Below are 25,654 nucleotides of genomic sequence, written 5' to 3'. Positions count from 1 at the left end.
GACAACGCCGGCATGATTGCAAGACCGGGATGAGACAAGCGCGTCAGTGCGCGGTTCCCGCGAGCTTTTGCCGACGAGACCTGACCGCCTCCAACAGTTCGCATTCGCTGGTGTGAGCATTTCGAAACATGGCCACAACCATCACCGCCAAAATTTCGGTGTCCGGGTCCAAAGGGTCGAGCTGTTCATCCGCGCAGACCTGATCGAACACGCGTTCGCAGATATCCAGATCGTGAGGACTGAGGCAGGTGCGATTGAAGCGCCGACGCAGCATCTGCGCGAACCTTTCAGGGCCCGCCGCCCGTGCTTTGCGGCGGGCTTTTTACTGAGGAACTACCGAGGCCATGGAATGCTAAGTGATAATATCGCGCTGGGTCTATTGTAGTCCGCTTACTCTGTTCCTGATGATTGCACTGCTAATAGTCCCAAAATTTGCGCACACTCGCGAGCTTTATACTGTCCAGCGATCATCAATTGGTAGTAATCTTGCCGTTTATGTTCCGGGATGCGAAAGCCGCGCCGAAACTCGGCCGCTTCCTTCGGGGTTCGAGTGCAGCCGAGTTTACTGGCGCTGACCTTTAAACTCGCCAGTGAGCAACCTATCTTGGCCGCAATATCCTTCAATGGTTCGTTGTTAACGTATCCATCAAGAATTATCTTGCGACGAGATTCGCTGTTGAGCTTTGCGTTCATTTCGGAGGTCTCCTCAACTACGCTTTCACAATGCGAGATTCTATAAGCACCAAGCTGAAGAGTGTCGTTATCTTCGCATCCAGAAACTTATCGCGGAATGCATTTCTTGCTGTAATTCAGCGTGATCGCCAGATCTGTCGACTCCAGTTCCATTGCCGTCAACAAGGGTTGCGGCTGCCTGTTCACCGAACGGCTTGATTCAATTGGGCAGTAGATAACAGTCTCGAAGCCTTGCCAGATGCCTGAGATACACCACATGATTGCGAGGGGCATGGGCATACCGGAATCGGATATGGCACCACGCGATGGACGCTAAAAGGCAACACAAGGCCCCTGCGAGGCAGTCGCCCGACGGTGATCGACGTCGTTGGCCGCGCGACGGTCAACCTCACAATGAGGCTGCTCCGCCGCTCGTGCCGGCGCTCGAACCTTTGTCCTTTTCAACGCTCGAACTGCCACCAGAGGATCAATTCGCCGCCTGGCAGGCGCATATGGCCCCGCTTGTCGAGGTCAAGTTGCCAGATGACAAATCGCCAGACGATGGCTTTCCCGCCGACCACACGGTTTGGAACCTCGGTGGCATGCTGATCGCTCAACAGCGCGCAGCGGCACATAGTTATGTGCGTTCTGCCGCGAAGCTTCGGTCCAGTTCGATCGACCATTGGAATATCGTCTTGCCACATACTGGCCAGTCATGGACGGAGGTCGATCGCCGTGTTGCAGAAAGCCAGCCGGGCAAGTTGGAGATCAGATCGCTTGGCTACCCGTTTCGCGGGAGGGCAACGGAATCTGAAAGTATCCTTCTCTATTTGCCGCGTGATTTGTTCGCTGATGCGACGGCAACCCTCGACGCAAAGAACAATTCAATTCTGTCCGGCAACTTTGCCAACCTGATGGTCGGCTACGTCAATAGCATAGAAGCAAGACTGGGCAGCCTGACCGGCGACGATCTGCCCCGCATCGTACACGCAACACGCAGCATGATCATCGCCTGCCTCGGGCCTCCGGCGGAACATGCTGCCGCAGCAGAGCAATTGGCGAGTGTCGCACTGATGGAGCGAGCACGTCGATACGTGCACCACAATCTGGATGCGGCTCGTCTGACACCGGATTCAATGTGCCGGGCGCTTGGCGTCTCGCGCTCTCGTCTCTATCAGCTGTTCGAACCAAGCGGTGGTGTTCTCCACTACATACAGAGTCGCCGACTCCTGGCAGCCCATATTGCGCTTAGCGATCCGGGGGACAGCCGGCGAATTGTTGAAATTGCTGAGGCTTTCGGGTTCAGTTCAGCGGCCAACTTTAGCCGAGCATTCAGCAAGGAATTTGGTTACAGCCCCCGCGAAGGCCGCAGCACGGTGGTGTTTCCGCGCCCCGCCCACTCCGTTTCGCCTGCTGAACACGCGAAGGCCCCTTCCTTTGAAGGTTGGCTCAAAGCGCTGGGAAGCTGAGTACGGGATCGGCGGGTCGTTGAGTCGGGCAGTGCCGCCACTCGCGCGTCGGGACTGCATGGGCCGGCGGCAACCTGAAATGGCTTAGGCCAGTTGGGGACACGAGAGCGCCGCGCCGACAGCGAGAAATGTACGCCAGGAGAAGTATCTGGATGCGAAGGTAACGACATTCCGGCCTCGTGCGTAGATGTTCACGATGGTCTGGCGGGGGCTCGGCACAGGCGGCAGGCGTCCAAATAGCGCGGCGTCGAGCTGCCTGTGCCGATCACGCCTCCCGCTACGCGGTCAAAGGTGTTCGTCTTGAGTAAGCGTGCCAAGGTCAGCGGCGGCCGGCTGGAGTTCATTCCGCCGCAGATCCCGACTATGGTGGAGCAACCGCCCGAAGATGCGGGATGGGTTCACGAGGTCAAGTTCGACGGCTACCGGACGCAGATCATCATCGATCAAGGCGGCGTGCGTCTTTACGGCAAGAACGGCCATGACTGGACGACAAAATACTGGCCCATCGCGCTGGCAGTCGAACTGCCATGCAGAGCTGCCATCCTCGACGGCGAGGTCATTGTAACCGACGATCGGGGCGCTGCCGATTTTCCTGCGTTGGAAGCCGCGATCTGGAACGAGCCGAGCCGGCTGGTGTTCGTCGCGTTCGACATCCTCCATCTCGACGGTCGCAATCTTGCCCCTTTGCCCCTGCTGCAGCGCAAGCAGGCGCTGTGGCAGCTGATTGAGCCTGGCGTCGGCAAGATCCAGTACAGCGAGCATTTCGAGGGCGATGCGCTAGCGATCTTCCGCGCCATCGAGAAGATGGGGCTTGAGGGCATTATCTCGAAGCGCGCCGACAGCCGCTACAGGAGCGGACCGTCAACAACATGGCTGAAGGCCAAATATTTCGAGGAAGCCGATTTCGATTTGCTGGGCGTCGTTTGCGAGCCTGGTACGGCTCCAATGGCCCTGATGGCCACGCTTGACGGCGAAAGACGGTATGTCGGCAGCGCTGTCATCGACTTGAACCCGTCAATTCGTGACCGGCTGTGGCAGCGGGTCGAAAAGATGGCCGGCCCGCCGCCGAAGGGCGTCAAGAAACCTGGGGCGCAATGGGTGGAGCCGGGGCTTGTTGGCCGTGTCCGCTATCTCAAGGGCGAAGGCCCCCTTCGCCATGCGACGCTGAACGATGTGCGGGAAGACTAATCGTGCGGCGGGCCGCAGTAGTGCCCGCCACGAGACTGGTAAACGCTGATACCCGCCTTGGCGTCAAATCGCGATCCTGCCGCTTCCCGTATGATTTCAGCAACCAATCACAATTGCGGAAACCGGCAAGCTCTCAGGTTCCCAGGTGGAGCTCGGAGCGCCGTCGCTTGTGCCGGAGGCAGAAACAGACCCCGTTATCTCTCACGTCAATTTCATGAAATATATTTCACTATATGAATTTTATTGACTATCGGCGAGGAGCCTGTAATCTCCGGATCGTCGGCTTTCGGGAGGAAGTCCGACGTCAATCAAACCACATAGCGACGCGCCGTGGGCGCCCGCGACGTCATTGAGGATGGCTTCGGCCAAGGGAGGAAACTTGCGCAAATTTCTGAGCACGCTCGCAATCGCGGCGGCTGCGTCGACCTGTTTGGGTTCGGCTCAGGCGCTTGCCGAAACCCCCAACCCGTTTAAATGCGAGCCGGGTGAAAAATATGTCATGAACGTCATGGTCTCGGGCGTCGAATACTGGTTCCCGGTCTATGAAATGTTCAAGCAGGCCGGCCAGCAGTTCGGTTGCGAGACCGCCTATACCGGTACGCCCGAATACGACGTCAACAAGCAGATCGCTACCTTCGACCAGGCGCTGGCCCAGAAGCCGGCCGGCATACTGGTGCATCCGATGAACTCCGATCCGTTTATCGAGCCTATCAATCGCGCCATCGAACAAGGCACCGCGGTGGTGACCTTCGCCGCCGACTCGCCCAATTCTAAGCGTGTCTCCTACATCACCTCCGACAACAATGCCGAGGGCACCTATGCCGCCGACGCCGTTGCCAAGGCGATGGATGGCAAGGGCGAATATGCCGTGCTGGAGAACCCCGGCCAGGACAACCACGACAAGCGCGTCAACGCTTTCGTCGCGCGCATGGAAGCCAAATGGCCTGACATGAAACTTGTCGGCCGCGCCGCCTCGAACCAGGATCCGACCAAGGCGTATCAGGCCGTTCTGAGCCTGGCCCAGGCGCATCCCGACCTCGGCGCCGTGTTCATGCCGGAAGCCAATTCGGCCATCGGTGCTGCCCAGGCTGCCAAGGAAGGCGGCGGCAAGATCCGAGTGATGCTCGCCGACGTCAACGCCAAGATCCTCGACATGATCAAGGCCGGCGAGATCTTCGGATCGGTCAATCCCAACCAGGGCATGCAAGGCTATATGGGCTTCATGCTGTTGTGGCTGGCCAAGCATCCCGACCTGATCGACCCGATGAACGATGCCAAGCGTTCGGGCTTCAACCCGATGAGCGTCCCCTTCGTCGACAATGGGTTCTCCATCGTCTCCAAGGACAATGCCGACGACTTCTACTGGGACAAGTATCTCAAGCGTCGCGGCACCAAGGGCATCGAGGAATAAATCTCGTCCTCTCTTCGCGACCTCCGAAGGTCGCACCAAACCGGAAGGAGGCTTCGGCCTCCTTCCTCCCCGCAAGCGCCCATCGCAGGAGCATGGCGTGATCCAGGCGCCCATTCTTGAAATCCGCGGCCTCTCCAAGGCGTTTGGCCCGGTCAAGGCGTTGAGCGACGTACAGTTCGAGCTGAGGCGCGGCGAAATCCATGCGCTGTGTGGCGAGAACGGCGCCGGCAAGTCGACGCTGATGAACATGATCGCGGGCGTGCTGCAGCCCGACGAGGGCGACATCCTGATCGACGGCCAGGCAGTCTCGATCCACTCGCCCGCGACCGCCCAACGTCTGGGCGTTGCGCTTGTCCATCAGGAGATCGCGCTTTGTCAGGACGCGACCGTCGCCGAAAACATCTACATGGCCGCGATAAACAGCCGGCGCGCGCCGTTGATGAATTTCCAGAAGCTCTACGCCGATGCCCAGAAGGTCATGAACCTGCTCGCGCCGATTCCGGTGCGCACCAGGGTCGCAGACCTCTCCATTTCCAATCAGCAGCTCGTCGAGATCGCCAAGGCGCTGACGCTCGACTGCAAGGTGCTCATGCTCGATGAGCCGACCGCGGCGCTGACCGAAGGCGAGGCGAAGCGCCTGTTCTCGATCGTGCGCGGGCTCAGGGAGCGCGGCATTTCGGTTGTCTATATCAGCCACCGCATGGCCGAAATCTTCTCGCTGTGCGATCGCGTTACGGTCTTCCGCGACGGCTGCTACGTGGCGACCGACCCGATCGCCGCCGTCTCGCCGGACGACATCGTGCGCAAGATGGTGGGCCGCGAAATCACCCAACTCTACCCCGACAAGCTGGCACCGAAAGAGCCGGGACACCTGATCCTGTCGGTCGAGGGACTTTCCGACGACCGCCGTTTCGCCGATGTCGATCTGCAGCTTCGCGCCGGTGAAATTCTCGGCATAGGCGGCCTGATCGGCGCCGGCCGCAGCGAGATCGCGCAAACGATCTGCGGCCTGAGGCCAATGACGTCAGGAACCGTCGCGCTTGACGGAAAGCAGTTGCGGCTGCGCGGCTACGGCGATGCGGTCAAGGCTGGGCTGCTCTACCTCTCGGAGGACCGCAAAGGCTCCGGTGTCTTCCTCGATTTGCCGATTGCAGCAAACATCTCCGCGCTCGACCTCGGCAGGGTGACCGGACCGCTCGGCCTGCTCGACCGCAAGGCCGAGGATCGTCAGGCGCGAGAACTGACCGGCAGGCTTGGCGTGCGCATGGCTGGCATCGAGGCTGCCGTCTCGACGCTGAGCGGCGGCAACCAGCAGAAGGTCGCCATCGCCAAGCAGCTGTCCATCGATCCCAAGGTCATCATCATGGATGAGCCAACGCGTGGCATCGATGTCGGCGCCAAGGTCGAGATCCACCGCTTGCTGCGCCAGCTTGCCGGCAGCGGCGTCGGCGTCGTCGTCATCTCGTCGGAATTGCCGGAACTGATCGGCCTCTGCGACCGCGTCATGGTGGTGCGCGAAGGCAGGATCGCCGGAGAACTCGCTGCCAGCGAGCTCGGCGAGGAGGCCATCATCATGCTCGCCTCGGGCGTCCAGGACAGTTCAAACCAAAGGCAGGCCGAGAATGTCATCTAGGGAATCAGGAGAAGTGCTCGTGAATGCCGAGATCGGGGCCGCCGGCGACGTGCGGCGTATCAATTTTGCTCAGCTCGCATCGATGCGCGAGGCCGGGCTGATCGTCATCATCCTGGCGCTGTGCATTGCCATGAGCTTTGCCTCGCCGCACTTCCTGACATGGGGCAATTTCCGCGCCATGCTGATGAGTTTTTCCATCGAGGGTATCGTCGTCGTCGGCATGACCATCCTGCTCATCGTCGGCGGCATCGACCTTTCGGTCGGCTCGGTCGTGTGTTTCTCCATGGTGGTCTCCGGTGCGCTGTTCCTCGCAGGGCTCGACCCGTGGACGGCAAGCCTGATCGGCATGGGCGTCAGCGCGCTGATCGGCGCGGCGATGGGCTTCTTCGTCACGGTGATAGGGCTCAATCACTTCATCACGTCGCTTGCGGCCATGGTCATCGTGCGCGGCATGTGCCTGGTGGTCACCAAAGGCACGCCGCTGTCGTTGTTCACCCTGCCGCCGGCTTTCAAGGCCATCGGCCAGGGCAGTTTCAACAACATCCCTTATGTCATTCTGATCTTCGTCGTCGTGGTGGCGATCTTCGACTTCCTGCTGCGCCGCGCCACGGCTTTCCGAAAGGTGTTCTACACCGGCTCCAACGAGAAGGCCGCGCAGTTTTCCGGCATCAGGACCAAGCAGGTAAAATTCTGGGTCACGGTGCTGTGCTCAACCCTCGCCGGGCTGGCTGGCGTCATCTACATGGCGCGCTTTGGCGCGGCAACACCGACCTTCGGCGCCGGCATGGAACTCAACATCATCGCCGCGGCCGTCATCGGCGGCGCCTCGCTCAATGGCGGCTCGGGCACCATCTTCGGGGCGATCCTCGGCATGGCACTGCTCTCGGTGGTGACGAGCTCGCTCATCCTGCTCGATATCTCCGTCTATTGGCAGGATATGATCAAGGGATGCATCCTGCTCGCAGCCGTATCGATCGATCACTTCCTGCACCGCAAGAAGTCCTGAACTCCAAGGCACCGAGCAAGACCATGGCCCCTCCCAACACCCGCGACGACATTGCCGCTGTCCGCCAGATGCACCAGGCGCTTGTCCTGCATTATGTCGAAGGCAAGACCCAGGCCGAGATTGCCAGGGAGCTCGGCATCTCGCACGCCACCGTCAACCGGCTGATCAAGCGCGGCCACCAGCTCGGTCTCGTCGAGATCAAGATCAAATCGCCGATCGACCATCTGGTCGACCTGGAGGCGCGGCTCGTGGCGCTCGGCGGTATCGAGCGGGCGGTCGTCGTGCCGTCGGTCTCCGACAATCCTCACACTGCCCTGCAGCGGGTCGGCGAGGCGGCGGCGCGGTTGCTGCTCGACACCATCAAGGACGGCGACACCATCTCGATCACCGGAGGCAAGGGCGTCAGCGCACTGGTCGCCGGTCTCAAACCGGGTCGCCGCTACGATGTCGAAATCATCCCCGCGACCGGCCTGGTGCAAGGCAAGCACTACACCGACGTCAATCACGTCGCCTCGCTTATGGCCGACAAGCTCGGCGGCCGCGCCTATCAGATCCATGCGCCGCTGTTTGCCGATACCGCACAGCAGCGCGAAATGCTGATGGGCGTCAGCTCCGTCGCCGACGTGTTTCGCAAGGCGCGCGAGGCCGATGTCGCGGTGGTGGGTGTCGGCTCCATCCTGACCGACGATTCGAGCTACTACGATCTGCATCCGTCCTCGAATGCCGACCGCCAGGCGATCGAAGAATCCGGTGCGACAGGTGAATTGCTTGCTCATCTCATCGATCGCCAGGGCAGGCTTTGCAACTACTCGCTCAACCGTTCGCTGGTCTCGTTGACGCTTGACGAGTTCGCGACGATCCCGCGCTCGATCGGCATCGCAAGCGGACCCAGCAAGGTCGCGCCGATCCTGAGCGCGATGCGCGGAAACCATCTCGACACCATCGTCACGGACGAGGCCACCGGGCTCCAGATCCTCGAGTTGGCCCAACAGGAGGCAGCATGAATTCTCGACAGATCCAGCGACAGATCGGCAAGTCCGGCATATCGGCGTCGGCCGTAGGCCTGGGCACCTGGGCGATTGGCGGATGGATGTGGGGCGGCACCGACGAGCGTGAGTCGGTGCGGGCGATCGAAGCCTCGATCGACGCCGGCCTCAGCCTGATCGACACCGCGCCGGCCTACGGCCTTGGCCGCAGCGAGGCGATCGTCGGCGCCGCCATCAAGGGCAAACGCGACAAAGTCGTGATCGCAACCAAATGCGGACTGAACTGGCATTCCGGCAAGGGTGGCTATTTCTTCGACCAGAACGGCAAGCCGGTGCATCGTTATCTCGGCGCCGACGGCATCGCCTATGAGGTCGAGCAGAGCCTGCGCCGTCTCGGCACCGATCATATCGATCTCTACATCACCCATTGGCAGGATCCGACCACCCCCATCGCCGACACGGTGGCGGTACTGGAAAAGCTCAAGGCAGCCGGCAAGATCCGGGCTATTGGCGCCAGCAATGTCAGCGCCGAGGATCTAGGCCACTATATCGACGCCGGCCAGCTCGATGCGATCCAGGAACGCTATTCAATGATCGATCGCGAGATCGAAGGCAGCCTGCTGCCGGACACCCGCCGGCACGATATCGCCACCCTCAGCTACTCGTCGCTGGCTCTGGGCCTGCTCACCGGCAGGATCGATCCTGAACGCACATTCGGTGGCGACGACCAGCGCAAGGACAATCCGCGCTTCTCGATGGCCAACCGGCAGAAGGTGGCGCTGCTCAAGCAGGCCATCGCCCCGATTGCCGAACGCCGCCAGGCATCAATGGCGCAGATCGTCATCGCCTGGACGCTTGCGCAGCCCGGCATCACTTTTGCCCTGTGTGGCGCGCGCACCCCCGAACAGGCGCTCGACAATGCGCGAGCCGGCGAGGTGACGCTCGAGGCAGGCGAGATTGCGGCAATCGATGCTGCCGCAGCCGCGCATCTCACCGCAATGGATGCCTGAGCAAAAAAGGCAACAGCCCCGATGACCCGTAGCCATACAATCGCCGGTCTGCGCGACCGGCCGGACATTGCCGTGCTCGTCATCGGAGGCGGCATCAACGGCATCAGCGTCTTTCGCGAACTGGCCTTGCAGGGCGTCGATGTCGTGCTGGCGGAAAAGGGCGATTATTGCAGCGGTGCGAGTGCCGCTTTGTCGCGCATGGTGCATGGCGGCCTGCGCTACCTCGAAAACGGCGAATTCAAACTGGTGCGCGAGTCGCTCATCGAGCGCGACCGGCTGCTGAAGAACGCGCCGCACTATGTCGCGCCGCTACCAACGACGGTGCCGATATTCGATACCTTCTCGGGCATCGCCAATGGTGCCGTCCGCTTCCTTGGGCTGACACGGCGGCCAAGCCGGCGAGGCGCGCTGGTGATCAAGGCCGGGCTCACCATGTACGACTTGTTCGCCAAGGCCAGGCGCCTGATGCCGACGCACCGGTTCAGGGGACGAGCCGAGACCCTGAAGGCATGGCCGGCGATCAATCCATCGATCCGCAACTCCGCCACCTACTATGACGCATGGGTCAGCCGACCCGAGCGCCTTGGCCTGGAGATGCTGCTCGACGCCATATCAGCAGGATGGTCTGGATGTGCGCTGAACTATGCAGCAGTCAATTCGACAGAGGCAGGCCTCACCCTCACCGACATCTTGACAGGCGAGACGCTGCCTATCCGCCCACGGCTGATCATCAACGCCACCGGCGGCTGGATCGACCTGACCAACAAGGCCATCGGTGCGGTCGCGCCACGCATGATGGGCGGCACCAAGGGTTCGCACCTCATCGTTGACAATGCCGAGCTTTACGACGCGCTTGGCGGACACATGGTCTATTACGAAAACGAGGATGGACGCATTTGCATCCTGTTTCCTTATCTCGGCAAGGTGCTGGTCGGCTCGACCGACATCCGCATCGACGATCCCGACCAGGTGCGCTGTGAGGACGACGAGCGAAGTTACATCCTCCAGTCGCTCGCCTTCGTCTTCCCCTCGATCGCCGTTGCCGACAAAGAGATCGTCTTCCGCTTCGCCGGCGTACGCCCCCTGCCCGCCAGCGACGACAGCTTCACGGGGCGTATCCCACGTGATCATTTCTGCGAATTCGTCGAAGCGGGCGGCCATCTGCCAGCGATGCTGTGCATGATCGGCGGCAAGTGGACGACTTTCCGCTCCTTCGGCGAAATGGCGGCCGACATGGCGCTGGAACGCCTTGGCCTCACGCGCAGCTCAGGCACGGAAAACCTTGCCATCGGCGGCGGTCGCGACTTCCCCGCCGATCCGCAAAAATGGTGCGCCGAGCTGGCGGCGAAGCATGGTCTCACGATCGAACGCGCGCATACTTTGCTTCAGCGGTACGGCACATCGGCCGAGGATTTCGCAACGAACCTCGCCTCTGACCCGATGCTGGCGCAGTCGGATTACTCCGCTGGCGAAATCCACCTGATTGTCGAGCGCGAACAGGTCGAGTGCCTGGCCGATTTGTTCCTGCGCCGCACCACCATTGCCATCTCGGGCGGCCTCAACCTCGATCTCGTCGACGCTGTGCTCGACATCCTCGCCGCCAGCAAAGGCTGGGACGCAGCACAAGCCGCCATCGAGCGTTCTGCCTTCCTCGCCTTGCTCGCCCACAAGCACGGCATCGACCTTTCAACCCTCTCCCAGACGAACGACAAAAGGAGCGCCCTATGCGCGTGAACAACAAAGTCCGCATGAACCGGCTGTTCGGCGGTGGCCGCTGCCTCGACGTCGCCATCGATCACGGCGTCTGCAACGAACCGAGCTTTCTTGCCGGGCTCGAAGACATGGCTGGCGTCGTCGCTCAACTGGTCAAGGCCGGCCCCGACGCCATCCAGATGAACTACGGCCAGGCCGACCTTCTGCAATCCGTGCCAGGCAAGGACAAGCCGGCACTGGTCATGCGCATCGACATGGGGAACCCCTACAACAGGACACGTCACCGGGCGATGTGGGCGGTGCTGCAGAACGAAGCCGAGCCCTTGCTCGGCGCCATGGAAATGGATGCGGCCTGCGTCGTGGTCAATCTGTTCATGCTGCCTGACGAGCCGGACCTGTTCCGGCAATGCGTGCAGAACATCGCCCGGGTCCGCGCCGATTGCGAGAAATATGGCCTGCCGCTGATGATCGAGCCGCTGGCCATGCTGCCGGTCGCTGAACATGGAGGCTACATGGTCGACGGCGACGCCGAAAGGATCGTTACCTTGACCCGGCTGGCACGTGAGATGGGGGCCGATATCATCAAGGCTGATCCGACAACCGATCCCAACGACTTCCACCGCGTCGTCGAGGCCGCGCGCTGCCCGGTGCTGGTGCGTGGCGGCGGCAAGGAGGATCTGCGTGCGGTGTTCGACAAGTCAGCTGCCTTGATGGCGCAAGGCGCGTTCGGCATGGTCTATGGCCGCAACATCTATCAGCATGACAATCCGAGCGCTGTCGTGCGCGGGCTGATGGCGATCATTCATGACGATGCCGATGGTGCCGTCGCCTGGGACCTGTACAAGCAGGCATAGGTCGCAGCATCGGGAGGAGCCAATGGGTAAGTACATTCTCGGCCTCGATGCCGGCAACACCGTCATCAAGGCCATTCTCTTCGACCTGTCGGGACGCGAGCTGGCGCTTGCTGTCCGCGACGGCCATTCGTGCATGCCAAAGCCCGGACATGTCGAGCGCGACCTCGACGAACTGTGGCTCAATGCGGTTTCGGTCATCGGCCAGTGCATCGCCCAGGCGGGCATCGACGCCGGCGAGATCGTCGCCATCGGCTGTGCTGGCCACGGCAACGGGCTCTATGCGCTCGATCGCCAGGGCGAACCGCTGATCGGCATCCAGTCGCTCGACACGCGCGCCGTCGGCATCGTTGCCGAATGGGCCGAGCGGAATGTCGGCGACCGCACCTACACTCACTGCCTGCAACGGCCGTGGGCGGCGCAGACACCGACGCTGCTTGCCTGGCTCAAGCGCTTTTCGCCGGCGCTGTTCGCCCGGATCGGCACGGTTTTCCTGTGCAAGGATTTCATCGTCAATCGCCTGACGGATGCGCGCAGCAGCGACACCTCGGACATGTCGGGCTGCGGGCTGCTGCAAATGCGTGACCGGCGCTACGAGCCGGACCTGCTTGCCGCCTACGGGCTCGATGACTTTATGGACCTGCTGCCACCGGTGTTGGAATCGGCCGATATCGCGGGGTATGTCAGCGACAAGGTGGCGGCCGTGACAGGACTGAGCGTCGGCACGCCCGTGGTGGCCGGGCTGTTCGATGTCGTCGCCAGCGCGGTCGGCTCTGGCGTTACCAAAACGGGTGCTGTCTCAGTCATTGCCGGAACCTGGAGCATCAACCAGGTCATCACCGACGAGCCGATCCGAGACCCTTCGATCTTCATGCTGTCGACTTTCGATCGCAAGCGATATCTGGCGATCGAATCCAGCGCGACCTCGGCCGCCAATCTCGAGTGGATCGTTCGCGAATTCCTCGAGCACGGCGGCGACGCCGAGAAGTCGCCTTTCGAATTGTGCAGTGAGCTCGTCGCCACCGTCGATCCCGAAGATGACGTCCCGATCTACCATCCTTTCCTCTACGGCTCGCAGCAGAATGGCCACGCGCGCGCCGGCTTCTACGGCATCGCCGGCTGGCATGGCCGGGCGCATCTGTTGCGTGCGCTGTTCGAGGGCGTCGCCTTCGAGCACAGGCGCCATGTCGAGACATTGCACAAAGCGGGCGCCGATTTCGACCATGTGGTGCTTTCGGGCGGCGGTTCGCGCAGCAGCGTCTGGCCGCAGATCTTCGCCGATGTGCTCGGCGTGCCGGTCACCGTCGCGCGCAGCCGCGAGACCGGAGCCCTGGGAGCGGCGATCGCGGCGGGCACCGGGATCGGCATCTTCGCTGACTACAGCGCCGGCGCCGCAGCCATGACGGCGGCTGCACGGCACTTTGTGCCGAATGCAGCGGTTGCCGGCGCATACGGGCGGCGCTATCGCTTGTACGGCGAGATCAACCAGGCGATGACCCCGATGTGGGAGCGCATCGCCGGACAGCAGGCACGCACGTGACCGAAGCTTCACCGTCTCCGTTCGGCAACTACGACTATGTCATCGTCGGTGCCGGCTCGGCCGGCTGCGTGCTGGCCAACCGGCTCTCCGCCGATCCGCGCAACAAGGTGTTGCTACTCGAGGCCGGCGGCAGCGACCGCTACCACTGGGTCGATATCCCGATCGGCTACCTCTTCTGCATGGGCAACCCACGCACCGACTGGATGATGAAGACCGAGCCAGATGCCGGTCTGAACGGCCGCAGCCTCAACTATCCGCGCGGCAAGGTGCTTGGAGGCTGTTCGTCGATCAACGGCATGATCTACATGCGCGGCCAGGCCGCCGACTACGATGGCTGGCGCCAAGCAGGCAATGTCGGCTGGGCGTGGGACGACGTTCTGCCCTACTTCCTGAAATCGGAAGACTATCACGGCGGCAAGGGCGCCATGCACGGCAGCGGCGGCGAATGGCGGGTCGAGCGGCAACGCCTGTCATGGCCGATCCTTGATGCATTCCGGGACGCGGCCGAGGAACTCGGAATTCCCCGCACCGACGACTTCAACACCGGCACCAATGAAGGCTCGGGCTATTTCGAGGTCAACCAGAGGAAGGGCGTGCGCTGGAACACATCGAAAGCGTTCTTGCGCGGCATTGCGGCGCGCAAGAACCTGCGCATTGTACTTGGCGCGGAGACGGAACGCCTTGAGTTCGAAGGCCGGAGCGTCACCGGGCTTTTGTTCCGCCACGACCGCCACCTGCATCGTGTCCGTGCCGGACAAACGATCCTTGCTGCCGGGGCCATCAACTCGCCGAAGATCCTCGAACTCTCCGGGGTTGGCCGGCCGGACCTGCTCTCGGGCATTGGCGTGGATATCCGCCATGGCTTACCGGGCGTTGGCGAAAACCTGCAGGACCATCTGCAGATCCGCACAGTCTTCAAGGTCTCAAACGCCGCCACGCTCAACCAGCGCTACCACAATCTGCTCAGCCGCGCATCGATGGGGCTTGAATACGCACTCAGGCGCAGCGGGCCGTTGTCGATGGCGCCAAGCCAACTCGGCATCTTTGCCAGGAGCGACCCGCGTCTGGCAACACCTGATCTTGAGTACCATGTGCAGCCGCTGAGTACCGACCGGCTGGGAGAGCCGCTGCATCGCTTTCCGGCGGTCACCGTGTCGGTCTGCAATCTGCGTCCGGAAAGCCGCGGTACGGTGCATGTGGGATCGTCGGATCCGCGTGAGGCAACGAAGATCCGGCCGAACTATCTCTCCACCGAGGGGGATCGCAGCGTCGCCGTCGCTTCACTGCGCCATGTCCGCAGCCTGATGAAGGCTCGGGCGGTGGCGCATTTTGCGCCGGAAGAGATGCTGCCCGGCGCGCAATATGACAGCGACGAAGACCTCATCCGCAAGGCCGGCGACATCGGCACGACCATCTTCCATCCCGTCGGTACCTGCAAGATGGGCTCCGACACCTTGGCCGTTGTCGACGATCGCCTGCGCGTGCATGGCATTGACGGCTTGCGTGTGGTCGATGCTTCGGTGATGCCGACTATCGTCTCGGGCAACACCAACTCGCCGGTCATCATGATCGCCGAAAAGGCGGCGGAGATGATCCTGCTGGACCCACGCCAATGATGCTCGGGCGACGTGCCGCGTCCAGAACACGTCGTGTCATCCCGCCCCTGCGGCGCTCGGAAATCACCGCGAGCCTGCGGATGTGCCTGCTGGCTGCCCTGCCGCCCCCGATTGGCGAACAGTTACTGTACGCAGATCTGTTGGCTGGCCTCCCGCGGTCGCGCCTTATTTCTTGCTCGGCGCCTGGGGAAAACGAAAGATCTTCGAGAAGAAATTCGGCCCGCCGCCAAACCCGCTGCCTGTCGATCTCCATGCTACGTCCCTCATGGACAGTATCGGTCAAGCGATCCGGACTGGCGCCATCAAAATCCCCTATTGAGTGACGCGGCGCTTAAAAGAGTATCCCAGCCACTGGCGCGGAAAGCCGCGCTGTGCCCGGCAGGTCTCATAGCTTTCCTACTCCGTTGTGCTGGCTTTTTTTCTGCGCCGATTGGTGTGCGACTGCGCGACGGCCATTTTCAACTCGGGTGTGATCTCCTCCAATGGCGCATTCTCTGCCCCATGTGGGTTCTGTAGCCCCTGGACATGGACGGTCGGGAATGGCAGTTCGATGCCCTGCTCCTTGAAGACTTGGCGCAGGCGTACATAGAATTTGCGTTTCATGCCGAAGGCGCCTCCCGGTCTGGTTGTCGCCTTGACCCTCAACACGATGCCGTACTCGCCGAACTCCTGTACCCCCTGCATCTTGATTGGGTCGAGCACCCAGTTCTTGAACTCGGGATCTTCCGCCAGTTCGAGGCCGATCCGCTTGATCAGCTTGCGCGCGAAGTCGATATCGGTGTCATAGCCAACGGTGATGTTGAATTTGTCGATAACCCAGTCACGGCTCTGGTTCTGGACCGCCCCGAGTTCACCGAACGGTATTGTGAACAGCGGGCCACGGTGGTGGCGCAACTTCACAGAGCGCAGCGAAAAGCTTTCCACGGTACCCTTGTAATTGCCCGAGGAAATATATTCGCCGACACGAAACGCATCATCGAGCAGAAAAAACACGCCTGAAATGACGTCCTTGACGACGGTTTGTGCGCCAAAGCCCACCGCGACGCCGACGACGCCAGCGCCGGCGATCAGTGGGCCGATCTGGATACCCATAGAGGCGAGCATCATCAGCACCGCCATCACGACGATCAATGCGAGCAGCATGTTCTGGAGGATCGGCAAGAGCGTGTGCAGCCGCGCCTGCTGCGAATCGAGGATCGGGACGTCCTCGTCGCTGGTCACAGGGTGCGGCATTTCGATGCCCAGCTTTCGTTCGATCAAAGCCTTTATGATCGACCAGCCGAAATCGGCTGCGAGGGCAATGACCACGACATTGATCAAACCGCGCAATATGAACGCCGTCGTCGTATCGCTGTCCCGCATCGATTGCATGTTCAGACCCCAGACACGCGCGAGAAAGTAAGCCGCCGCCAGGATCAAAATCATCCGGATTCCGCGATCGACGACAGCGATCGTCACTGCCGGGATCGTAGGCCGGCCGACATCTTCCGAACCAGGCCGCAGGACGAAATTAACCCCGCGCCGCGTCAGCAAGATTGCCAAAGGCAGGAAGAATGCGGCGAAGGTAAACCAGAAGTAGGTATAGAGGCCGGCGATGCGCTGTAGGAACAGAACGACGAAATAAGCCGTCAATAGCCATGTCGCTTCCGTGTGACCGCTTTGGCGCGTACCGGCTCGCTGCGATCCTGGCCGACGCCAAATGGCAAGCAGCACGACCAACAGCAGCACGAAATCGGCGCCCAGTGACAGGACCATCATTCCGTCCTGATCGATGCCGAGACCGGGCAAGAGGATAAAAGCGGCGCCGAAGAAGGCGAAGACGCCGACGATCCAGGGTAGCCAATAAGACCAATGGTCAGCCGTTTCGTTGGTGATCGGCAAAGCGCGAACCTCGACGGCGTTCTCGACCTTCATGAAAGAAGGGACGAGCATGGCCATGACGTACATGCGCACACCCCGTGTGACGACTGCCGCCATCAGAAATGTCAGTACAATCTCGCGGATAAGCATTGGCCAGTCGAACAACATGAACGCGCCGGCGCTGCCCAGTGCGAATGAGACGATCAGCATGCTGGAATAAAGCGCGCGACCACCAATCTTCTTGGCTCGCCCGATTGGCGTATCCTTCGATTGCGCGATAATCCAAAGGCGAAATGAACGAGTGAGCCTGTACGTTGCCCAAGTGAGCGCCAGGCCGGCAGCGATGAACATCGCAGTCAGGATCAATACGCCGGCAGCCCCCTTGCTGGACATATCGTCCATGGTCTCTGCCCGAACGCGCGCAAACTGGCCAGGCAGCAGGGGCAAAGTTCGCACGATTCTTTCGATATGATGCCTGATCCGATCGAGCGTCGAGGATGCCATCGTATTCATCTGGCCTGGTGCGGCCACGGCGCCGGACGATGCGTCGGTCGGCGAAGCTCCTGCCTCGGCAGGCGCACCCGTTGATCCGGCGTCCTGATTTCGTTGTTCGGCCACCCAGGCCTTCACGGACGGATCGTCGAGAAGCTCGAACAGCTGTTTGACCCTCTCAGGCGGGACGGTCGCCGGCGCCTGCGCCTGTGCCTGACCGGCCAACAGGAGGGCGATCCCAAAGACGAGCGGCCTGGCAATCAGGACAAACATCGCCGTCAGATCTCCGAGACATCGTGGCGGGCGCGCCAGGTTCCTGGCTCCCAAACGTCGAATCATGAGTGGCATCGTGCTGTTAACCTTCCGGTCAAATCGGCAAGCAACGACATCTAGTCCGTTGTTGCCCTACCTTGAAGAAAGCGATGTTGCGGTGCAAGACGTCATCGTTGCGAGCCAGAGCGTTGCGCCGGTACTTGGCGGTGTTTAGCCGCCGGGAGTCAGGGCATTCTGACTGCGGTCCAAGCCTCCAGCCGTTCTATGAACTGGGCGTCCGTGATGCTGGGCGTAGAGCGCCCGGCACCAGGATCCCAGGCTCATATACTACGAGGGGCATGAGCCCTTGCGCCATTCAGCCTGTCTTCAAGTCTTTTTTGCCTGCGTCCAATTCGCCCCGATCTTGACAGAGCGGTGCTGCCATCCGATGCCGTCATTCGTCTTTGACATTCGCCAACTCTTGCCGAAGAAAACGAAAGCTCGATGGTCCAGGACGATGCTACCGTAGGCGGTGTGGTACCGATGTTCGATGCCGAGCAAACCATCGGCGCGACGCTTGCCAGCATCCGCGGGCAGGACCGTCTCCTTTGGCGGGGAATCGCCGGCTATGTTTCGGGACCATTGTTCTACCTTCGAACCAGGCGCGGGTAAGACGGCGTGGCGCACAATCCCTTGGTTTCAATCGTGGTTCCCGCGCACAACGCAGAGGCAACGCTGGAGCGCGCACTCGATTGCCTTCTCGATCAGGAAATAGTGGATTGGGAGGCGATCATCGTCGACGACGCCTCCACGGACCGCACCCCCGCGATCATCGCCGGTTATGTGGAGCACGATGCCCGATTTCGGACGTTGAGCTCTTGCGCGTGTAGCGCCGCCGGCGCGCGCAATAGCGGGATTTCGACAGCCCGCGGCCGCTGGCTCATGTTTCTGGATGCCGACGATTGGGTGGATGCCAGCTTCCTTGCGAAAATGCTGGCCGCGCTGAAAACCGCTCCAGATGCAGTGGCCGCCTATTGCGGTTCTCGGCGCGTGATGCCCGATGGCGAACTCACCCCGTCGAGCATCTCAACGGAGGTCGCGATCCAGCCCTTCGAAACATTCGCCCGCCAGTGTGCCATTCGCACTCACGCGCTGCTAGTCGACCGGGAGACAATTGTCGAGTTGGGCGGTTTCGATGTGTCGCTGCGCACCTGCGAGGACTGGGATCTGTGGCAGCGCCTCGCACGTCTAGGCAAACGTTGGGTGATGGCCGACGAGCCGCTCGCTTTCTATCGGATCAGCCCCAACTCGCTCTCCCGCAATTCGACGCAGATGCTGATAGATGCGGAAATCGTGATCGCCCGCGGCTTTTCTCCTGATCCGAGGGTCAAACACCCAGCATCGGCACACGCCAATGGAGCGATCGAGGCGAACGGCCGCACCGCTTCAGAAGCACTCGCGTGGTTCGCGTTGTGGAACGCTGCGTCGGATTGCGGCTGCGGCTCGCGCCCGATCAATCCGCAGTCCCTGCGCGCACTCCCGGCAGGGCGCAAGTGGGCGGGTGAGATCGCCAAGGTGGCCTTCGATGGCCTTATGGTAGGAAGCCTATCGGTGCCGGCGCAATTGGCTGCCAGGTGGGACAGGTTCGGCGGCTCCCTCACCGAGTTGATCATCGAACTCGCCAAGGTCTGGGACAATCCCGCGGCGGGTCGCCGCGTCCAGTATCACCTTGAGCAAATGCTTCTCGACGTCGACGATCTTGCCGCGCCGCGCAGGCTGGCGCGGACACTTGGAATTCGCGTCGACGCTCGAAATCCGACCGCGACCGAAGTTCCGGAAGGAATCGATCAAATTTATGCCTATCTGATGATGGATGGCCAGATCGAGGCTCTCGTGCAGTTCGGCGTACTTGGGAAAGTGACAAGGCGTCATTGGATTGAATTGACCCTGGATTTCGTGCCCCCTGAGCGGCTTGCACCGCAAAAGGCCGCCGGTGCCGACAAGTCAAACATGTTTGCAGCCGAGGCATTGTCGTCCATAGCGGGACGCCGGTCTGATCGGGACAGCCACTTCGGCAAACTCGCAAGATTAGCCGCCGAAGCGCGGTGGCTGGTTCGGTCGAGCGCCGAACCTGCAGAGCCTCTTGGAGCGCCACGCCGTGCACGGGCCGCGGGTGGGCACGATAATGATCGCACGTCGTTCTGGAATCGCCATTTCGCGACCGAGGATCCCTGGAACTACGGTGCGCCCTATGAGCAGGAAAAATATGAGCGGCAGCTCGAAATTCTGCCTCCCGGTCCCATCGGACGGGCGCTTGAGCTGGCCTGCGCGGAGGGCCACTTCACGCGGCAGCTGGCGCCGCGTGTGGGCCATTTGACCGCAACTGACATCTCCGCCGTAGCCATCGGGCGGGCGCGGGAGCGATGCAGCGATCAGCCGAATGTTGAGTTCGGCGTACTGGATTTCTCTGCGGACACGCTGCCGGGTGAGATGGATCTGATCGTCTGTTCGGAAGTGCTCTACTACCTGGATGATCTCGCCGAGTTGCGGCGCATCGCCAAAAAACTCCTTGACGCGTTGGCGCCTGGCGGCAGCTTCATCAGCGCACACGCATTCGTGCTGCGTGACAATGTTGAAAGGACGGGCTTCGACTGGAACACTTTCGGTGCACAAGTGATCTCAGAGACGCTGGCAGGGACCGAAGGCCTCGTCCTCGAGCAATCGATCCAGACCGAGCTCTATCGCATAGACCGCTTCCGCCGCCTGTCACCAGCCGACGTGGCGACGGAACCGATGATAGATCATGTGCCAATCCGCGCGCCCGTCGAAATTGGGGTCGCGCGAAATATCGTCTGGGGCGGGGCGCGGGCCTTGCGCCGCGACGTCGCCCGTAGCGAGCGGCGGCAGCGTATCCCTGTCCTCATGTATCACAGCGTCTCCGATGATGGTCCGGCCGCGCTCGCCCGTTTTCGGCTCACCCCGGCCGCATTCGGCAGCCAGATGGCATGGCTGCGCGCCAATGGCTTTCATGCGATTAATTCAGAGCAGCTGGAATGGTTCGTCGCCAACCGTCGCCCTTTCGTTGGCCGCCCAGTGCTCATCACCTTCGATGACGGCTTCCAGAACTTTGCCGACCATGCCTGGCCGACATTGCGCGCGAACGACCTGACCGCGGAAGTGTTCCTGGTGACGGACCTGGTCGGTGAAAGTGCAAGGTGGGACGCCGTCAGCGGTCCGCCGACGCAGCTTATGGACGCCGGGACCGTCCGACGCCTCTCCGGCGAAGGCGCGTTCTTCGGAAGCCATCTGGCGACGCATTGCGCGATCGATGGTCTGTCGAGCTCTGACCTGGCCGCCGAGCTTCTGCGCTCTCGTATGTTCATCGAACGGTGGACCGGTCGGCCAACCACGGCGTTCGCGGCACCCTTCTCCGTCACCGACCGACGGCTTGGCCGGCTGGCCAAGGAGTGCGGCTATCGAATCGGCTTCGGCCGCAAACACGGGCCGGCGGACCTCGATTGCGATCCCATCGACCTTCCGCGCATCGAGATTCGCGGGGATCGCTCGCTCGATCACTTTGTTGCCATTGTCGAGGCCGTGCTCGAGTGAACGGTGAAACTTGTGTCATTATTCCCGCTCACAATGCGCACGTTACAATCGACGAGACGCTCCGCAGCGTGCGCGCGCTCGAGATTATTGTTGTTGACCATGGCTCACGCGGCCAGACTGCCGCGATCGCCCGATGTCACGCGGAGATCGATACGCGCGCGCGGCTGATCGAGCGGGCAAACGCCGGTGTGGCCGCCTGGGCACACGTCGCTTCGCGATTACCCATGTCGACGGTGCCGCTCCCCAATGACGGCATTCTGACGGTTGGAAGGCGTGCTGTCGCAGTGACCCCACGATAAAGGAGCCATCCACAAAGGACATCGCAAGTCTATTGGGCGACTTGGGACACGGCTGACATCAGCTCCTGCGGGTTTACCGCCCCAAACATGTATCGCCCACCCTCCGGAACCTCCGTGAAGCTCCAGCGGACGATGCCCTGCCGGTCCAGGAGGAACTGACCAACCAATTGTCCGTGTCCGGTTGCCATCATCTGCTCGTCGGCTTCGGTCATTTCGTAGTGGTCCCTCTTGTCGAGGATTTCGCCGGCCGCTAAAGGATCCATAGGACCGGGCAACTCGCCTGGTATGTCGACCCGCATATCCTTTACCGCCGCCATCGAGACCTTGTACGGCCAGTTCGTCTCGTTTTGGGTGAATTCGAGATTGGGCAGTCCAAAAGCACGATGTGAAGCGCGTTCAGGGTCGGAGGCCGCAAGCAGATTCGGCATCGGGTGGTAGCGGAAATAGAGACGCGCCCGTTCGATCGGTGTGTTGACCACGGTCAGGCTCTCCACGCCCCTTTCGCGCAGCTCCGGATCAAGCCGCGCCTGGGCGGCGATATGGCGCCGGCAAAACGCACAATGCAGACCTCGAAACAGGCCGACCAGAACCGGTTTTTGTCCGCGAAAGTCGTCAAGCGCGATCTTGCCTTCCTGGGTAATGGCGTCGAGTACCAAGTTCGGCGCACGGTCGCCCGGTTGAAGCGGTACCAAGTCACTATGCGCGGACATTGCCAACCTCCCCACCCGGCTAGTCGAGAAAAGGCAGCACCACAAGCGCTTCCGGGTCGAGCCCGTGCTGGGCGCAAATACCCTGCGCCAGGGAAAAGTAGCGTTCGGCCTCGGCCAGATTGTCGAGGTCCAGATTAAGCGTTGCAAGACCATCATAGCACGGAAACAGCAGTTGGGGTTCGCCTGTTTCGCGGGCTACGTCCAGTGCTTCGTGGAACAAGCCAACCGCCAGTTCCGGACGGCCGTTGCACTGATGGATTTGCCCAAGCACGATCAACGGCACCGGCAGGTGCTCGCGCTGGTCGAGCGCCCGGTCGATCTCGATGGCCTTCTCGGCAGCAGGCACGCCCTCCGTTGGACAGCGATCCGTGAAAGTACAACAAGCGACCGCCAGATTGGCGAGAAGGCGCGCCTGGAAACCCAGATCACCAATATGGCGCGCCACTTCAAGACCGCGCCGACAGACCTCCATCGCCCGTGCCGGATCGATGGTCGTGTAAAGCACGCCAAGATTGGTGTAGCCGCGGCAGGCGGCGCCCAGTAGACCGGCGACTTCGGCCAATTCAATGCTACGCTCAACCTCACGCACGGCTTCACGGTTTCGCCCAAGGCGAGCCAGCGCGACAGCCTTGGTGTTAAGTGCCTCGGCGGTCACAAGAGTGGCATCACGCCCTACCTCGGAGACATGCTCCGTTGTCAGAGTGCGTACGCAATCCAGCGCCGCGTCTGCCCATTTTGCCGCGAGAGCGTGGTCTCCGCTCCGGAACGCCTGTCGGCCACGTTCTTGCCAGAGATGCGCCTGCTCGATCGGGGCATCCGCTCCATCGAGGAGCGCTGCCGCTTCAGCATAGCGGGATTCTGCGTTGTCCCGCTTGCCGACATCCCAAAGCAGCCGACCGATCTTACGCAAAACTCGCGCCGAAGCGACACGATCGGCTGACTCGCGGTATGCCTGCAACACCGTCTCGTAGTGGTGGTGCGCGATCTCGCGGCGGCCTACCGGGCCGCTCAAATCGGCAATGCGCTCTGCAATTGCCAGTTTGAGCGGCGTTTGCCCGATCGCGTCCAACGCAGTCAGTGCTCGCTCGTAGAAACGAAGGGCGTCGTCGTTGGCGTATATCATGCGAGCGCGATCGCCCGCCGCCTGCAGGTAATGCGCGCCCCTCTCCCGCTCGGCGCTCTGTGCGAAATGATGACCGAGCACGGTCAAATCCTCGAGCCGTTCCGGCTTGTCGCCGCACAGTTGCTCCAAGGCAGCACCGACCCGCCCATGGATGTCGGTTCGGCGTTGCAGGAGCAGATTCTGGTAGATCACATCCTGCAGCAATGTTTGCGTAAAGCGGTAGCTTTGCGACGAGACCGAGCCTGATCCGGCAACTTCCTCGATGATTTCCGCATCGCAAAGCAGTTCGCAGCCGGCTTCTAGCCGGCCGGGGTCGGATGTCACGGTTTTCAGAACTGTGGCATCGAAGCGCGGGCCGATTACCGCGGCTTCCTGGGCCAACCGGCGCACCTCTTGGGGCAGCCGGTCGACGCGAGCAAGCAACATTGCCTGGATAGTGGCAGGAATGCCGGTTGCGACTTCGCCTGCCACAGTCCGCCATCGCTGGCCCTCGCGCATCAGTACACCGCGATCGATAAGGCCGCGAACGATCTCCTCTACAAAAAGGGGGTTGCCGCCCGCGCGCTCGAGGATCTGGTCGGGAAGCCTTCCTGCGGAGTTTACCCAGCTCTCGCCGAAAAGCGCCGCCAGCAGGCTGCGTCCGTCGTCACTGTTGAGCGGCGAAAGCCTGAGCGCTGTGTGACTGACCCGACTTGAGTCGAGCTGGTCGTTGTCCGGCGCCGGACGATGCGTGACCAGCAACATCAACCGCGTGCGTTCCAACCTGTCCATCACGAAACGCAGTGCCTCGAGCGACACGGCGTCGGCCCAGTGCAGGTCTTCAACGACAATCAACAGCGGCGACAACGCAAGCCGCCGTTCGATGATTGTGCGGACTGCGTAGAGAATTTGCCGCCGCAGTTGCTCGGGCTCGACATGCTGCAAGGTGGCATCGGGGTCGCCAAGGCCAAGCACATGGTAGAGCAAAGGCATCAGCCGCGTCGCTTCCTCGCCCTGGAGACCGAGATCGGTAAGCAAGCCTGCGAGCTTGCCCCGCATTTCGTCCCCAGTGTCGTTCTGCATCATCCCGGCTGCGCTGCGCACCACAGCGCCCAAGGCACCAAATGATCGTTCGCCCAGCGGTGAGCAGGTGGCCTGCCGCACGGCGAGGTTGCGAAAACGATCCTCGTCGCCGACGCGGGCGACGAACTCCTTCACCAGTCGCGATTTCCCGATACCGGCTTCTCCAACGAGGCGGACAAGTTGGGCCGAGCCGCCGCACGCCTGGTCAAGGCTCGCCAGCATTCTATGCAGCTCCGCATCACGGCCTATCATCGGAGCGCTGAGGCCGAGCGCCTCGAGCCCACGCGCCGCACGCGGCGCCGCAAGCGGTGCATCCAGCCGATGGACGAGCACACTGCCGGCCTTGCCGCGAAGCACGACATCACCCAGCGGCTCGTAGGAGAAGGCATGCCGGGTCAGCCTGTGAGTGAGCTCGCCCACCAGCACCTCACCCGGGGCTGCCAGCGATTGCAGGCGTTGCGCCGTATTCACGGTGTCGCCGGTCACCGAATAGGATTTGGCGGTGCCGATGCCCAATCCGCCAGTTACGACCGGGCCGGTGTTTATGCCGATGTGGAGCAACAGGGGCGAGCCGGAGTGGGGGGCGCTTTCGCCGAGCCGCGCCGTCCGGGCGATCATGTCAAGAGCGGCGCGAAGCGCACGTTCCGGATCGTCCTCATGTGCGACCGGCGCACCGAACAGAGCGAGCAGTGCATCGCCGATGAATTTGTCGACGAACCCGCCGAAGTTTCGCACGGCCGCCGTCAATTCCTTGAACAGTTCGTTCTGCAGCGCTTGCATGACCTCGGGGTCGAGCTGCTCGCTGAGTGTCGTGAAGCCGCAAAGGTCGGCAAACAGGACCGTTACCGTCCGGCGATCGGCGTCGGAGACGGGATGCCGCCCATCGTCGGTTTCGACGTTCGCAAGCAGCGACGGCGTTCGAGAAGGCGGTACGATGGTCCGGCTCGGTGTCGGAGCAGGCCGTTCGACGGCTTTTGCCGGCGCACCGACGCTTGCCCCACATTTCGGACAGAACTCGAAATCAGGTGCGCAGGGGTAGCCGCAACTGGCGCATGGCACGGGCTGGCGCTTGCCACACCTTGGACAGAAAGCGTATCCGCTCTCAACCTCGAAACCGCAGCCCGAGCAGTCCATCGAACAAGACCTCACTAG

General features: G+C 61.8%; 18 protein-coding genes. 13 read left to right on the top strand and 5 right to left on the bottom strand.

All coding sequences use genetic code 11. The features are described 5' to 3' along the window. Positions 1–43: 43 nt before the first annotated feature. On the bottom strand, positions 44–274 hold the full coding sequence (locus tag AC1D10_RS33890) for a hypothetical protein (protein ID WP_477279442.1): 231 nt from the start codon (positions 272–274) through the stop codon (positions 44–46). Positions 275–390: 116 nt separating this feature from the next. Further along, positions 391–693 (bottom strand): hypothetical protein, encoded by a 303-nt coding sequence (locus AC1D10_RS33885; RefSeq protein WP_477279440.1) that lies wholly within the window; start codon positions 691–693, stop codon positions 391–393. A 305-nt stretch (positions 694–998) separates the two neighbouring features. Between AC1D10_RS33885 and AC1D10_RS33880 the strand changes: the two genes are divergently transcribed. The 11 genes from AC1D10_RS33880 to AC1D10_RS33830 all read left to right on the top strand — a co-directional run bounded on the left by AC1D10_RS33880 (position 999) and on the right by AC1D10_RS33830 (position 15,095). Continuing rightward, positions 999–2,141: a helix-turn-helix domain-containing protein gene (locus tag AC1D10_RS33880; RefSeq protein ID WP_477279438.1), complete on the top strand. Its 1,143-nt coding sequence runs from the start codon at positions 999–1,001 to the stop codon at positions 2,139–2,141. 300 nt (positions 2,142–2,441) lie between these two features. After that, positions 2,442–3,329: an ATP-dependent DNA ligase gene (locus AC1D10_RS33875; RefSeq protein WP_477279436.1), complete on the top strand. Its 888-nt coding sequence runs from the start codon at positions 2,442–2,444 to the stop codon at positions 3,327–3,329. Between the two features lie 379 nt (positions 3,330–3,708). Further along, entirely contained in the window at positions 3,709–4,740 is a 1,032-nt protein-coding gene (locus AC1D10_RS33870) for a substrate-binding domain-containing protein (protein WP_477279434.1), read from the top strand. Between the two features lie 97 nt (positions 4,741–4,837). Continuing rightward, a complete protein-coding gene (locus tag AC1D10_RS33865; RefSeq protein ID WP_477279432.1) occupies positions 4,838–6,373 on the top strand; it encodes a sugar ABC transporter ATP-binding protein in 1,536 nt (511 codons plus the stop codon). A gap of 82 nt (positions 6,374–6,455) precedes the next feature. Further along, positions 6,456–7,379: an ABC transporter permease gene (locus AC1D10_RS33860; RefSeq protein WP_477279489.1), complete on the top strand. Its 924-nt coding sequence runs from the start codon at positions 6,456–6,458 to the stop codon at positions 7,377–7,379. A gap of 23 nt (positions 7,380–7,402) precedes the next feature. After that, on the top strand, positions 7,403–8,383 hold the full coding sequence (locus tag AC1D10_RS33855) for a sugar-binding transcriptional regulator (RefSeq protein ID WP_477279430.1): 981 nt from the start codon (positions 7,403–7,405) through the stop codon (positions 8,381–8,383). After that, positions 8,380–9,375, top strand: a complete 996-nt coding sequence (locus AC1D10_RS33850; RefSeq protein ID WP_477279428.1) for an aldo/keto reductase — start codon at positions 8,380–8,382, stop codon at positions 9,373–9,375. The genes AC1D10_RS33855 and AC1D10_RS33850 overlap by 4 nt, the downstream gene beginning before the upstream one ends. A 21-nt stretch (positions 9,376–9,396) precedes the next feature. Then, positions 9,397–11,109, top strand: a complete 1,713-nt coding sequence (locus tag AC1D10_RS33845; protein WP_477279426.1) for a glycerol-3-phosphate dehydrogenase/oxidase — start codon at positions 9,397–9,399, stop codon at positions 11,107–11,109. After that, positions 11,100–11,942, top strand: coding sequence for a class I fructose-bisphosphate aldolase (locus AC1D10_RS33840; protein WP_477279424.1), 843 nt, complete (start codon positions 11,100–11,102; stop codon positions 11,940–11,942). Before AC1D10_RS33845 ends, AC1D10_RS33840 begins: the two co-directional genes overlap by 10 nt. Positions 11,943–11,964: 22 nt before the next feature. Continuing rightward, positions 11,965–13,479 carry an FGGY-family carbohydrate kinase gene (locus AC1D10_RS33835; protein WP_477279422.1) on the top strand — a complete coding sequence of 505 codons (1,515 nt, stop codon included), beginning with the start codon at positions 11,965–11,967 and terminating at the stop codon, positions 13,477–13,479. After that, positions 13,476–15,095, top strand: coding sequence for a GMC family oxidoreductase (locus tag AC1D10_RS33830; RefSeq protein WP_477279420.1), 1,620 nt, complete (start codon positions 13,476–13,478; stop codon positions 15,093–15,095). Before AC1D10_RS33835 ends, AC1D10_RS33830 begins: the two co-directional genes overlap by 4 nt. 396 nt (positions 15,096–15,491) lie before the next feature. Here AC1D10_RS33830 and AC1D10_RS33825 read toward each other — a convergent pair whose 3' ends face one another. After that, entirely contained in the window at positions 15,492–17,720 is a 2,229-nt protein-coding gene (locus tag AC1D10_RS33825; RefSeq protein ID WP_477279418.1) for a mechanosensitive ion channel family protein, read from the bottom strand. A gap of 657 nt (positions 17,721–18,377) precedes the next feature. Between AC1D10_RS33825 and AC1D10_RS33820 the strand changes: the two genes are divergently transcribed. After that, positions 18,378–21,308, top strand: coding sequence for a glycosyltransferase (locus AC1D10_RS33820; RefSeq protein WP_477279416.1), 2,931 nt, complete (start codon positions 18,378–18,380; stop codon positions 21,306–21,308). After that, the gene (locus AC1D10_RS33815) at positions 21,305–21,607 is read left to right on the top strand and encodes a glycosyltransferase family 2 protein (RefSeq protein ID WP_477279414.1); all 303 of its coding nucleotides are present in this window, start codon (positions 21,305–21,307) and stop codon (positions 21,605–21,607) included. The genes AC1D10_RS33820 and AC1D10_RS33815 overlap by 4 nt, the downstream gene beginning before the upstream one ends. Before the next feature lie 29 nt (positions 21,608–21,636). Here the strand turns inward: AC1D10_RS33815 and AC1D10_RS33810 are convergent, their stop codons facing one another. Then, on the bottom strand, positions 21,637–22,317 hold the full coding sequence (locus tag AC1D10_RS33810) for a peroxiredoxin-like family protein (protein WP_477279412.1): 681 nt from the start codon (positions 22,315–22,317) through the stop codon (positions 21,637–21,639). A 19-nt stretch (positions 22,318–22,336) separates the two neighbouring features. Further along, positions 22,337–25,636, bottom strand: coding sequence for an ATP-binding protein (locus AC1D10_RS33805; protein WP_477279410.1), 3,300 nt, complete (start codon positions 25,634–25,636; stop codon positions 22,337–22,339). Positions 25,637–25,654: the final 18 nt, after the last annotated feature.

This window comes from Mesorhizobium sp. P2_A8 (assembly GCF_056404935.1).
Note: the sequence above shows the minus strand (reverse complement) of the source record. Positions and strands in the feature narration are given on the sequence as shown.